The sequence below is a fragment of the Petrimonas mucosa genome, from assembly GCF_900095795.1.
In the GTDB taxonomy this organism is placed as follows: Bacteria; Bacteroidota; Bacteroidia; order Bacteroidales; family Dysgonomonadaceae; genus Petrimonas; species Petrimonas mucosa.
In genome coordinates this window covers 2,576,302-2,589,724 of sequence record NZ_LT608328.1, presented here as the reverse complement: position 1 = coordinate 2,589,724, position 13,423 = coordinate 2,576,302, and the positions used below count along the sequence as shown (strand labels likewise).

8 protein-coding genes and 1 pseudogene are annotated in these 13,423 nt (G+C 41.0%); 6 read left to right on the top strand and 3 right to left on the bottom strand.

Annotation, left to right across the window (positions count from 1 at the left end; translation table 11 throughout):
- The 6 genes and pseudogenes from ING2E5A_RS10405 (at window position 1) to ING2E5A_RS10380 (ending at window position 10,454) form a co-directional block, all read left to right on the top strand.
- A complete protein-coding gene (locus ING2E5A_RS10405) occupies window positions 1-5,448 on the top strand; it encodes a DarT ssDNA thymidine ADP-ribosyltransferase family protein (RefSeq protein ID WP_071137346.1) in 5,448 nt (1,815 codons plus the stop codon).
- A 4-nt stretch (window positions 5,449-5,452) separates the two neighbouring features.
- The gene (locus tag ING2E5A_RS10400; protein WP_071137345.1) at window positions 5,453-6,148 is read left to right on the top strand and encodes a macro domain-containing protein; all 696 of its coding nucleotides are present in this window, start codon (window positions 5,453-5,455) and stop codon (window positions 6,146-6,148) included.
- A gap of 20 nt (window positions 6,149-6,168) precedes the next feature.
- Complete coding sequence (locus ING2E5A_RS10395) at window positions 6,169-6,702, top strand: GNAT family N-acetyltransferase (RefSeq protein ID WP_071137344.1); 534 nt, start codon at window positions 6,169-6,171, stop codon at window positions 6,700-6,702.
- Window positions 6,703-6,954: 252 nt separating this feature from the next.
- Window positions 6,955-7,506: pseudogene (locus ING2E5A_RS10390) on the top strand (transposase); the annotation flags it as partial.
- Window positions 7,507-7,609: 103 nt separating this feature from the next.
- On the top strand, window positions 7,610-8,770 hold the full coding sequence (locus tag ING2E5A_RS10385; RefSeq protein WP_071136337.1) for an IS256 family transposase: 1,161 nt from the start codon (window positions 7,610-7,612) through the stop codon (window positions 8,768-8,770).
- A gap of 235 nt (window positions 8,771-9,005) precedes the next feature.
- A complete protein-coding gene (locus tag ING2E5A_RS10380) occupies window positions 9,006-10,454 on the top strand; it encodes an IS4 family transposase (protein ID WP_083373300.1) in 1,449 nt (482 codons plus the stop codon).
- Window positions 10,455-10,637: 183 nt separating this feature from the next.
- On the opposite strand, the gene ING2E5A_RS10375 is transcribed toward ING2E5A_RS10380, so the two are convergent.
- The 3 genes from ING2E5A_RS10375 to istA form a co-directional block, all read right to left on the bottom strand.
- A complete protein-coding gene (locus ING2E5A_RS10375) occupies window positions 10,638-11,033 on the bottom strand; it encodes a transposase (protein WP_083373299.1) in 396 nt (131 codons plus the stop codon).
- 87 nt (window positions 11,034-11,120) lie between these two features.
- Window positions 11,121-11,876: an IS21-like element helper ATPase IstB gene (gene istB / locus ING2E5A_RS10370; protein WP_071138159.1), complete on the bottom strand. Its 756-nt coding sequence runs from the start codon at window positions 11,874-11,876 to the stop codon at window positions 11,121-11,123.
- Complete coding sequence (istA, locus tag ING2E5A_RS10365) at window positions 11,839-13,419, bottom strand: IS21 family transposase (RefSeq protein WP_161941936.1); 1,581 nt, start codon at window positions 13,417-13,419, stop codon at window positions 11,839-11,841. Before istA ends, istB begins: the two co-directional genes overlap by 38 nt.
- Between the last annotated feature and the right edge of the window lie 4 nt (window positions 13,420-13,423).

Here is a 13,423-nt window from a genome sequence, read left to right as displayed (position 1 = left end):
ATGCAATATAGTGAAATTATAAATGATGGCACCCTTGTTTACAAGTCTCAACCAAAAGACAGTAAACTACGTGAATGGTCTGTAAAGGAGACTGTATGTGCTGTAAGGTTTTATAAAACCGAACCTCTAACAGAGTTGGAGGTAGTTTTGCTTCGTCTTATAAATTCTTTAGAGGGTAATAGAATTACCAAGGAGGATATAGCTCTAACTCTTGGTTTTGATGTTGCAGATAGAGCTTTTGGAGGCAAACGTTTCTATCGTGACCAGGCAGAAGTATCACTATTTAACAGCATGATCGATTCTGTTTTCAAGTGGCATCTGGTAGTTGAAGAAACAGAAGAAGTGAATTGTTGTTTAGACGAACAGTTAAATGTTGAAGTTTCCGAAGGTAGTACTGAAGAGAATGCAGATAAAAAAGCGGCAATCAAATATATCCGTCTTACAGGATTGGGTAAAAAAGCTTTGGAAATGAACTGCAAGTTCTCTTTCTTTGATGGCAAGAAATGTATTCTTGAAAATGTAAACAAGTCCATTTTACCAATAGATACTATTGATTTTCCTTTCTATTCAGCCTTAGGGGTATGTTCTGAAATTACAGACATTGTGCCTGTTAAAGACTTCAATCCTGATCAAATCAATATTGATTATTCTGACGATTTAATTAATCGTATAAATCTTCAATCAAACAGGTCCACAAATGTTTTTGAAGCAAGTATGCTTCCTGAATGGAAATATTATTCTAAGTATTTTGACGTTTGTCTATATCAATATGGTGGAGAATATTATCCTATTGTTATGTTTGATGACAAGGTGTCTTCTCCAGCAACAGATATATTATTTCGTGAACAGAACGCATATCTCTTTAATAAGAAAATAAAGAAAGCTTTATATTCAAAACTGATTAATAACGCAGATTCTACTATTAATTACAATGAAATCCGTTATTTTGAAGATGAGATAGAACAAGAAGAGTTCGATTTCATTGTTAGGGACAAACGAACTGACTGGAGTGATTCTGACACATATAATTATGTTGTTAGAAATGTGTTGTGTAATGATAATAACTGGGACTACATTTCAAGATGTTGTCCAGAAGATATTATTATCTCACATTTGGCAGAACCATATTCTAGATTTGACATGATAACGCTTTCGCGCAGATTGCCAATCCATTTCATTATAGAATATTGCGCAAATCATAAGTGGGATATGAGCATTGTCCTTTCTCGTAATGATATTACTAAGGAGCAAGCTCAGGAATTAATGCTCTGTGATGAAAACACAAGTGTTGAGTGGGATTGGGAAATTGTTGAACCATTCCTTGATGTTGATTTCGTTATTAACAATATCGAACGCTTAAATATTGATTTTTACAACTTAACCAGTTGGTTACCATCTAATCATCAAGACTTAATTGTAAAGTATTGTAATAAAAGATGGAATTGGTTGTTTGTGGCAAAAGAAGCGGATATTACACTAGTAACTGATAGTATAGATGTGATAAAAGATTATATTGCTGCATACACCAACATTCTTCTTGATAGGATTTTTACAGACCCAGAGTTTGTTAAGTCAATCGTTTCTAATAGGTCTTTCGCAGAAGTTATAAAGGTTATTAAGTCAAATGGACAATTGAATTCTTACAATCTTGGTTCTAAGTCAAATTATATATGGTCAGATGACTTGATCAAGTATTTGGAGGACTGTAGCCTGTTGTCTTGGAAAACAATAGGGACGGTAAAAGGATTCGCTCAATTCCCTTATGTCGAGTGGACACCAGAATTTTTCAAAAAGTATCATCATAAGATTGATACCCCTGAGGACTTCACGTATATCTCTGAAAAGGTTTCAGATCTTGCACTTATAAAAGAATATTCTGAGTTTGAATGGGATTGGAATGCTTTGTCTAGAAATACAAGTTTTTCACTATCAGAAGAGTTTCTTGTTCTTGGTAAGGATAAGGTATTGTATAGTGAATGGATGCGTGTTTCAAATAAAGAATTTACGCTTGACTTTTTTGCCTCTCATAATCAATGGATGAGAAGTGACGAAAATGCTTCTTATGTGTCATCAGTAATTAGCAATTATGATGCAGTACTCGAATATAGCTCTTTCCCTTGGAATTGGTGTGTTCTGGCTAAGAATAAAGCAATTGTGGCTGATGAGAGATTCTGCACCTCGCTTAGCAATCACCGAGAAGCGATTTCTCCTTGGTTGAATTTGGCATCTCCTGAACAGATTGAACAGTATTTTGATGAATTAGGTCTGGCTGTATACATAGATGGCATTGATGAAAGACTTGCATCAATCAATCTTTTATATTGTAGTAGTATTTGGACCAGATTATCCTCAATTCTAACCATTGATTTTATCTATAGTAAGATTAAAGAAAATTGGGATAAAACAATTATATCTCAACGGTTAGTCCCTTTATTTGAAGAAGTACCAGAGCGTTTGGATAGTTGTAAGGAGAAATTGGACTGGAACGTACTATCTCAAAATCTTTCTGTTGATTTTATACAGGGAAATTTTGCTAATTACGTTGATTATTGGGATTGGTCAGTTATAACTCAAAGAGTAGATGCGGTCTTCTTGCATCTTCATTTCAAAGAATATATTTCTTTTTGGAATCAAGGAATAGCTATAGAAAAGATAACTCCGCTTCTTTCATATGATGATATTGTTGATTCTGAGCTCGAAAGGGTTTGGGATTGGGATTTGATATCTGCAAGGGTTGAAGATAGTGTTCTGATAAAGATTCTAGCAGAAAAAATGGATTTCCTTGATTGGGATATTGTTTCCTCACGAATCTGTAATATTGCAGACAATGACTTTGCCACATTGATAGACAATAATCCTGTTGTCTCAGAACATCTTGATTGGGATTATATAAATGAAAACATGGCATTATCAGTGATTCTGAAATATAGGGATCTTCATAATGCATCTTGGGATTGGTCTATAATAACCCGCCGTTTTGATACAGATTTTGTTATTGATAATTTATCAAAATATGCTTCATATTGGGATTGGAATGTAATATTGAATGAGAAAATCCAGCAAACATATGTCAAAGAGAATCTCGATCACGTTAGGGATGCAATTGCCGTACTCGAAGACAATATTAAGAAGAGTTGCTGGACAACAATATCACGTTTGTACTCTCCAGTAGAACTTTTGGAAATATCCGAAATATATAATCCAACCAATGGTTATGAATGGGACTATAGTTATATATATAGTACACTTACTGACATAGATGGTTTTGTAAACGAAGCACATGCCTATATTGACAGAAAAGCCTTGTCAGCATGTAAGGCTGCAGACAATATGTTTGAGTATGACTCCGAAACATATGTTTATAGGACATGGAAGACAATTATTAAGTCAAAGCTTAATGATGATAAATACAAATGGGATTTTTCATCCTTAACAAGACTTGATGCTATTCAGAAGAAAAATGATGTTTTCTTTGAAATAAAGCCTGATAGGTGGGACTGGAACTATATAAGTCAATTCGGTATTTGCCTTCTTCCTGAACATAAAGGAAAGTATTTACGCAAGTATCGTGATCGTTTGAATTTTGGGCTAATCTCAACACGAGAAGATATTAACATAGATGACGATATGGTTCAAAGTTTCATTGAAGAAGAATGGAACTGGAAAGCCTTATCAGCAAATAATAGCACAAAAATCTCATTTGGCTTTATTTTTGAGAATAGAGAAAAAGCATGGGATTGGAATGCACTTTCTAAGAATTCCAGTATTAAATGGGATGAGACAAAACTTCGTGAACTCTTAAAAGATTCAGAAATAAAGTCTTCAATATCTTGGGATGATGTTGTGTCAAAGAGAGAATTGCATTTTAATGATGCACTACTTGATTTAATGAAGGACATCAATTTCAGTTGGTTTAATTTGTCAAGTAATCCATCTTTTATTCCATCGATAGATTCTCTTAAACAGGCATGTGAAAAGGGTGCAGAAATAAACTGGAGCGCACTCTCTAAGAACCAACAAATAGACCTTTCATTCGTAAGAGAATATAAAGATTTCCTTGACTGGAAAATACTTACATCCAATAAGAAAGTAGTAGATATTAATGAAGAAAATATTCTTGATGAGTTTGCAAAACTACTCGATTGGTCATATGTTTCAGAGAATATCAATCTCACAAATCATATATTCGTAAAATATAAGGATTCTTTAATTTGGGAAATCGTAAACAGACGGTTCAACTACAATGAGTTTGACCTCTCTGACATTGAGACTGTTAAGGATTTTATTGATTGGACAAAATTGTCTTCTGCATCAATTGTTTTTCCTGAAGAATTCTTGCACCAATATCGAAATAAGATAGATTGGGTAGCCTTCAGTAAAAATGACTCGGTTGACTTTAGTGCAGATTTATATAAGGATTTTGAAAAGGAACTGAATAGAGTCAAATTTGTTGATATACTGTCCCATTGTAACACAAATGGCTATAGCAGTTTAAAGGTTTACCATTTCTCGCATATGTTTAATGCGATAGATATAATAAAGAACAGAAAGATATTAAGTAGAAACAAGGCAGAGGAAAGTAAAGCATTGAAATACGATGCAGCTGGTGCTGTAGTTCATCGCACAAATAAAGCTCATCCGTATGCTAGATTCTATTTCCGTCCAAAATCTCCAACCCAATTTTATAACGAATGTTTAGGTTGGGATGATACACTACTTACAAATTGGTCAAAGCCCAAGTCATATTATCCGGAAGCATGTAATTTGCATTTACCAAAGTGTCCATTGCCGGTATTCTTTGAGTTTGACATCTGTGAAATTATTGCAAAGATGCCAGAAAAATGCTATTATAGCAATGGAAACATGCAAACCAATTTTGCATCTGTATATAAGATTGATGTAGATCCAACAAGAATCAGAACAAAATATCTATATAATGACATATCTGATGCATTTTATATGGTAGATTGGCATGATGACAATGCCCGAGCACTTCATCGTTCGTATATGGGGGAAATTAAAGAGCAATCTCAACAGGAATTCTTAGTATTTGATGAGTTGGATTTCTCTAAATTGGATTCCTTAAAGATATTCTGTTATGATGAATTCCAGAAGGAGTTGTTAATTAAGTATCTGGGTGATGACGAGATAGTTGATAGGATTGAGGTTAATCATGCCATGTACTCTTATGACAAGAGATCTCTGGAAATGTCTGAAGATGATAACTCTATTACTATTTCTTCTGATTATGACTTGAATGGCTGTGCATATATTCTTGTCAAAGGTGGATCTATTGTTAACAAGAAAGCGATAAAGAATGAAATTTCATCGGGAATAATAATCTATCCTTCAGTTACTTTCAATAAGAATAATCCACCTTCGGAAATATATCTCGTTGATCCGAATCCAAGAGCAGATACAAAGCAGTGGCTTATCTATAAATCATGATTATATGGATAATATAACATTTATAAAAGGAAATATATTCAATACAAAAGCACAAACTGTAGTGAATACGGTCAATTGTGTTGGGGTTATGGGAAAGGGGATAGCGTTAGTTTACAAACTACGCTATCCTAAGATGTATGATATTTATAAAGATTATTGTCGTCAACATCTCATTAATATTGGTAAGCTATGGATATACAAAGGTGATGAGAACGACCCATGGGTTCTTAATTTTCCAACGAAATTTCATTGGAAATATCCCAGTAAATACGAGTATATAGAAAAGGGATTAGCTAAATTTGTTGAATCATATGAAAGTCATGGAGTAACATCAATTGCTTTTCCATTACTGGGTACTAATAATGGAGGGCTAGACAAGGATGTTGTAAAAGAAATAATGATTCGTTATCTCTCAAAATGTAATATCCCAGTCGAAATATACGATTATGACCCAATGGCCTCAGATGATTTGTATGAAACATTTAAGAGTCGTTGGCTATCCATTCCAGATAACAAGAAAAAAGCCGTAACAAAGATACGTACTCAAAAACAAATTGATACGATAGATTCTGCTGTTAAGTCAGATAATTTACGGTCTATGATTTCCTTAATTAATTATCCGGGAATTGGTATAAAGACTATGGAATGTTGTTTTAAGGTTGTAATGAATTTCAATTCTGAACCCTCGTTGTTTGATTGAAAAATCACTATAGTATAGCCATGACAACAAAACAGATAACCGCAGTAAATACTAATGAAAAGATAAAACGGCTCTATGAAACGGCATTTCCTGAAGACGAACAAATCCCATGGAAGGACTTGATGCGCCTGGTTGAGGAAATGCCGTTGGATTTCACTGCATACTACGATGGCGAGAACTTCATTGGCTTCACCATCGTCTATCCACGTAAGTCTATCAACTGGTTCTGGTACTTTGCCGTATGCGAAGAGTTACGGGGCAAAGGCTATGGTCAGAAGATACTGACTCAGATGATAGAACACTATAAAGGACAATCCTTTGTCCTGGACATGGAAAGTCCTACGCAGGTCAGTGAGAACATTGACCAACGCAAACGCCGTCAAAACTTCTATTTTCGCAACGGCTTTAGGGACACAAATGTCTATCGTACCTACAACGACATCACCATGACAATAATGATGAGGGGTGAAGGTACGTTCACCATGAAGGATTGGGATGACATCATCCACGAACTGCAACAGTTCTGGTGGCCTGACGACATCGAAGAAGAGTAGTGTGGCTTTTTGCCAGACTGCTATCTGTCACGTCTAAAGTCATTCCTGCTATCACCTCTCCACCATGCACTAAGCACAAGGAAGATGACACGGAAGACTATGACGATAATAATAATGCTTCCAATATCACCCATAAATCATACTTTTAGATACTGTTCCAAAAAGTGTGTCTGTACCTGTAAAAAAAGAACATAGTCTAAAAACTTTATTAGTTTTGCAAATAACCATAACAAACAATAAAATTCAAAGACTATGTTACTATCAAAGGAACAGCTTTCTTCCGTAATGGCCAAACATTCAGAGCGCGAAAACGGGTTACACGATTTAATGGAAATCATGCTTGAGAGTATGATGCTGGCAGAGCGTCGCGAGTTTTTAGACCAGTCAAAAGGTAACAAAGGGAATGGTTACCGTCAGGGTCGCAGTTTCGGGCATGGCCGTGTTCTGGAATTCAGGATTCCACGTGACCGTTACGGCAACTTCCATCCAAAGATTCTTGCATTGTTGCGTGACCAGGAACTGGAGTGCGAACGTTTGGCCGGCAGCCTTTATTGCAGGGGTTTGACCCAGGGGCAGGTCGGCGAGATCTTCGGTGAGATTTACGGTGAGCATTACAGCAAAGCCAGCATTTCGCGCATGATTGACTACTTGCGCTCCGATGTGCAGGAGTGGCTGAACCGTCCGTTGGAGGGTTATTACCCGATTGTATTGGTGGATGCCATCCATATCAAGATCCACCGTAAACGTTCAGTAGCCACTGAGGCTTTCTATGTGGTCCTGGGGGTGAAAGAGGACAAGAAGCGGATACTGTTCCAAAAAGTGTGTCTGTACCTGTAAAAAAAGAACATAGTCTAAAAACTTTATTAGTTTTGCAAATAACCATAACAAACAATAAAATTCAAAGACTATGTTACTATCAAAGGAACAGCTTTCTTCCGTAATGGCCAAACATTCAGAGCGCGAAAACGGGTTACACGATTTAATGGAAATCATGCTTGAGAGTATGATGCTGGCAGAGCGTCGCGAGTTTTTAGACCAGTCAAAAGGTAACAAAGGGAATGGTTACCGTCAGGGTCGCAGTTTCGGGCATGGCCGTGTTCTGGAATTCAGGATTCCACGTGACCGTTACGGCAACTTCCATCCAAAGATTCTTGCATTGTTGCGTGACCAGGAACTGGAGTGCGAACGTTTGGCCGGCAGCCTTTATTGCAGGGGTTTGACCCAGGGGCAGGTCGGCGAGATCTTCGGTGAGATTTACGGTGAGCATTACAGCAAAGCCAGCATTTCGCGCATGATTGACTACTTGCGCTCCGATGTGCAGGAGTGGCTGAACCGTCCGTTGGAGGGTTATTACCCGATTGTATTGGTGGATGCCATCCATATCAAGATCCACCGTAAACGTTCAGTAGCCACTGAGGCTTTCTATGTGGTCCTGGGGGTGAAAGAGGACAAGAAGCGTGAGGTGCTGGGTATTTACAACCGCCCCACGGAGAGTGCCGCGGGCTGGGAAGATATCTTCCGGGATGTCCAAAGTCGTGGGGCAGGTCATATAGGACTGCTGGTAAGCGACGGGCTGACAGGCCTGGACTCGGCCCTGTCGGTCGTTTATCCGAAGACCCTGCTGCAGCGGTGCGTCACCCATTTGAAGCGCAACATGCTCTCCAAAGTGCGCCATGGTGACAAAATGGAGCTGGCGGAGGATTTACGCGAAGTGTTCCGTACGGGCCAGAAAGACTACACCAAGTGCGAAGCCTGGCAAAACTGGACGGCACTTTGCCAAAAATGGGGAAAGGATTACAGGAGCATCAAAAGGATGGGGGAGGATATTTCCTACAAATATTACTTCACCTATCTGCAATTCCACCCCCGTATCCAGTCAATGGTCTACACCACAAATTGGATAGAGCGGCTTAACAAGGACTTCCGGCGCGTATTGAAGATGCGAGGGGCAATGCCCAATGAGGAGTCGGTACTGGTACTCATCGGTAAAGTGGCGATGGACAAGGATGCTTATAACAGGGAATTACCCGGTATTGACAGGGACAAGACGTTGTTCCCCGGTGAGTGAAGGTATTTCCCGCCAACCCATGACAAAGGTCCTTAATTCCTCTTACTTGCACAAGGACAAGCAAGTTGCATGCTGCGCATGTAATCCTTGTGCAAGTATCGGAATTAAAAAATACATGTCATGGATTAGGTGAAATTAAAAAAAAGAAATAAATTTGTTATAAGACTGATAAAGCAATAGACTAGAGACACACTAAATGTAACACTACCTCAAAACCAAAAATACTAACAGTCCTATGCCGATATACAAAAGTAACTCCATTTTATCAGAAATCAGCGTTTTTTTCAAGAAAGATGATTCAAACAGTGCCCTTTTTACCCTGACGGATATGCTAAAAGGTTTCAACATGTCGGAGAAGGTCCTCTTCGGGAGCAGGAGCAAATGCAACAGCAAGTATTCCCTGCTGCAGGTGCTCGAGTTGCTGATTATGTTCCCCTGTTTCATGATCAAGAATCCTTACAATTATTGTCGATCATCCCTAAGCGGCTTCTTTGGCTGCGAAAAGGATGTTTTCTACCGTTTCGTAAACAACGAAATTTATGATTGGCGCAAGATACTCTACCACTTCACCATTCAAATATGGAACAAGGTTCGCGTGAGAAGTGACCACAAGCATCAAACTGTTTGCCTGATGGTGGACGATACCGACTTTCCCAAAACGGGAAGGCGTATTGAAAACATCGGTAGGGTCTATTCCCACCTGAGACACAAGACGATCCTTGGTTTCAAATCTCTCTTTCTGGGCATCACGGATGGCAAGAGCCAGTTCATCCTCGACTTCGCCATCCTCGGGGAGAAGGGCAGGAAGAACAACTTCAGCATGAGCGACAAGGAGCTCGAATCGCGGTTTACCAAGGATAGAGATGAAGCCTCCCCCGTTGTAACGCGGGCAAAAGAGTACGGGGAGAGCAAGATCCAGTTGATGATAACCATGATAAAGCGAGCCATTAACAAGGGCATCCGCTTTGACTACCTGCTTGCCGACAGCTGGTTCACCTGCTCGGAGGTGATTCGCTTCATACGTGCCCGGCACATCAAGTGCCATTACCTGGGTATGATCAAGATCGGGAAGAAGGGAGTTACCAGGTACGGTTTTGAAGGGAAGGAACTCACCGCCCGGGCACTGATCAATCTGCTTGAAGCCAGGGGTGAAGCCAGAAGGAGCCGCAAGCTTGGTTGTCAGTATATTACCGCTGACGTTCGCTTTGCGGGCACAGATGTACGTCTCTATTTTGTGAAGAGAAAAAAGGAGTCCTGGAATGGAATAATGACGACCAACCTCTCCCTGGAGTTCCTGGAAGCCTATCGGATTTATGCCATGCGCTGGTCCCTCGAGGTCTTCTTCAAGGAAACCAAGGGATTGCTGGGTATGGGCAAGTGCCAGTCCCGGAACTTTGCTGCGCAGCTTGCCGCAACCACGATCACGGCCTTGCAATACAATTTGCTTTCCCTGGCCAAAAGGTTCACCAGTTATGAGACCATTGGCGGAATCTTCAGGGATGTGCAACACTCTGGCATGGAGCTCTCCGTAACGGAGAGGATATGGGGTATTATCCTCGAAATGGTGAAAATCATGACCGGGATCTTCTCCATTGAAGAGGAAGAGATCTTCGATGCAATCATTAACAAATCGGATAATCTGGCTCACTTTATCAACTTTTATGAACTAAAATCGGCAAGTTAGCAACTTGCGAAACTTGAATAATTTATCCTTTAACCGTTGTGTCACACTTTTTGTAGATATACCATCCCGGATATTAACTGTAGTCCATCTTTGGATATAACGGTTTGATTTGTGCCAGTGATATCGGTCTATGTGTGCCAGTGTTTTCGGTTCAAACCGGTTCTTCGTCAAATTTGGTGCAGGTTATCCTGAGTTGGAAAGCACTACCTTTCGTCTTAACAGTTCAAATCCAGCCCTGCCATACATCTCTCTTTTCTTGTTTTTTAATCTGTTTACGTGACCCTCTACAACTCCATTACTCCAAGGGTATTTAATGGCGTTTTTTACTGCTTCCAAATCATGATTAATACCATTTATAAAACTTTTAATCCTCATTATTTTAGTCGATTTATACTTCTCGAGCCATTGGTCTAACCTAAGCTCATCTTTACTGTTTAAAATCTCTCTAAAAGTGTTGTATGCTTCTCTCATGTTTTTTAATAGAATAGAGGAGTTAATAATCTCTTCTGCCAGTATGTGAGACTTGCTGTTTATTTCACCCCAAAAGTATACCAGTATTTCAATCCAAAAGTATACCATTTTAATTTAATCTCCAAGTCCGTTTCCCTGTTGGGGGCGGTACCGCCCCCAACAGGGAAACGGGCGTTCTTATTCTGACTGTTATTTTCATTTTCCATTCATCATTTTTTCTGTTTCTTTCAGCCGGTATGAGTCTCCGGACATATTTACAAGATATGCCTTATGGGTTACCCTGTCTACCAGTGCCGCTGTCAGGACGGGGTCACCAAAGATCTCTTCCCACCGGTCAAAGCCGAGGTTCGTGGTAATGATGGTCGATTTCCTGCCCGTTCTTAAGGAGAGATGGTTAAACAACAGTTCAGAGCCTTGCTTGTCAAAGGATACATATCCAAACTCATCGCATATGACCAGGTCATATTTTTCAAACTGGGCTTCTACCTGTTTCAGTGTGCGCCCGGAGTGGGATTCACGTAACTGTGTCAACAAGCGGTGTACTGTGGTGAACAACACTTTATACCCCTGCATGCAAGCCTTAAGCCCCAACCCTATGGCGATGTGTGTTTTGCCCGTACCCGGGTTGCCGGAGAGGATCACGTTCCGGGCCGCCGGGATGAAGTCCAGTCTTTCCAGTAAAGGGAGTTTCTCCCTGGCACCCGGAGGTAACTGGTCACGCTCAAGGTCGGAAAGATACATTTTAGACGGGAACCGGGCATTCCTTATTTGCGCTTTCTTCCGGTTCTCAAGCCTGAGTTCATATTCACGTTCCATGAGCATTACCAGGTACGCTTCATAATCAAGCCCCTGTCGGGCCGCTTCTGTTGCCAGTTCCTTGTAATCACGCCTGAAAACAGGCAGTCGGAGCTCTTTACTGTATGCTGTTATTTGCCTGTTGATAGTGTCCATCATAGTTTGTTTTTTGCATTAGCCCGGCGATGCCGGCAAGTTGTTCTTTGGCCTTGATACTTATCGTATCTTCCGGCTCCCAGGTTGGGTTTACACGGGGTTTATTTCCCAGCAGGGCCCGAAGCTTTTCCACGCTGATTCCCTGGCAGCCGGTGTCCAGTAATCGCTTAAGGGATTCCTCGAGTCTCTCACGGCTCACCATTTGCCCGCGGCAGTATGTGAGCAGGTCGATAAATTCACGGGGTTCGCTTTGGAAATAATCCATGTACAGCCCTTTAAGGTAATGGCTGCCGGCAAGTGCCAGGCTACCAGCCAGGGCGCCCGGTTTCTTCTTGAATGTTGACAGGTAATGCTCTATCTCCACATTCCAGGAGTGTTTTTCGTAACTACGTACATGAACGGCCACCCGTTTGTTTTGCACGTACACCTGCAACTCGCGGCTGCGGACACTCACATCGACAAACTCTCCCACCAGGTGATCGGGAACCGAGTAGCGGTTGGTGCGATAGCTGATGGTGGCATATTTATCCACCCGCAACTGCACCTGTTCACTGCAGACAAGCTCCATGGCCGGATGCTTGCCCAAAAGGTTCTTCTCCTGAGAGAACAGTTCGTCGGCGCTCTTGCCTGTTCCCTGCTGCTTCCCCGCATTGAGCCTTTTAAGCGTTGCATCAAGCCACTGTTGGGCCTCCAGGATGTCCGCAAAGGCATCCTTGGGGGCGAACGCTTTACGGCGGACATACTCCACGCTCCGTTCCACGTGACCTTTTTCGTTTCCACGGCATATGTTGCAAAAGCGATGCCTGAACTGATAGTGCCCCCGAAGCTGGAGCAGTGACCGGGTGGGCTCCTTTTCATGCGGCCCGACAAACCTGGCTACCGCAACACGCATATTATCGTAAACCATCTCACGGTAGACGCCACCAATGGTTTTAAAAAAACGCACGTGAGATTCCATGAAAGCCAGGGTATCCTGCCGCTCGTAAATAAAAGCATAGCGGTAATTGCTGAAGGCGGAGGTAAAAACAGCAAGTTGCAATGACCTGCGTTTCCCTGCAATGCAGAGTTTGATCTCACCCCAGTCAAACTCACAGGTTTCCCCGGCCTGATAAACCTGGCGAATAAATGCTTCTTTGGTTACTACCCGGTTCTCCCTGCGCGCAATATGATTACAAACCGTGGTATAGCCAATGTCAAACCCTCGCCGGTGAAGTTCCTCAAGGATGTCCTTTTTCTTTAGCATCTGCTTGCGCAGGCCTTGCCCACGCTTACGCTCGTTGTCTTCAAGTAATTCATCGATGACAGTTTCCACCTCGCGTGTTAATTTGAGCCTCAGACGAGGTGTAGCCATTTTATAGACCGGTTCACTGGATAGATTACACGATTGCGCTGTTTCTTTACAGACTGCCGATTGCAATGCCTTTTCGTGTTCCTGCAGGTACTTCCTGATTGTTTTGCGACTAATTTGCAAATCACGGGCTATTTGACGCTGACTTTTTCCATCGCGGAAGCTGCTAATTATAATCTCCTGTTTTGTATACATACTT

Bases quoted from the DNA above. Each gene is read 5' to 3' on its own strand.
- ING2E5A_RS10405 (WP_071137346.1), top strand. From the start codon at position 1: ATGCAATATAGTGAAATTATAAATGATGGCACCCTTGTTTACAAGTCT.
- ING2E5A_RS10400 (WP_071137345.1), top strand. From the start codon at position 5,453: ATGGATAATATAACATTTATAAAAGGAAATATATTCAATACAAAAGCA.
- ING2E5A_RS10395 (WP_071137344.1), top strand. From the start codon at position 6,169: ATGACAACAAAACAGATAACCGCAGTAAATACTAATGAAAAGATAAAA.
- ING2E5A_RS10385 (WP_071136337.1), top strand. From the start codon at position 7,610: ATGTTACTATCAAAGGAACAGCTTTCTTCCGTAATGGCCAAACATTCA.
- ING2E5A_RS10380 (WP_083373300.1), top strand. From the start codon at position 9,006: ATGCCGATATACAAAAGTAACTCCATTTTATCAGAAATCAGCGTTTTT.
- ING2E5A_RS10375 (WP_083373299.1), bottom strand. From the start codon at position 11,033: ATGGTATACTTTTGGATTGAAATACTGGTATACTTTTGGGGTGAAATA.
- istB (WP_071138159.1), bottom strand. From the start codon at position 11,876: ATGGACACTATCAACAGGCAAATAACAGCATACAGTAAAGAGCTCCGA.
- istA (WP_161941936.1), bottom strand. From the start codon at position 13,419: ATGTATACAAAACAGGAGATTATAATTAGCAGCTTCCGCGATGGAAAA.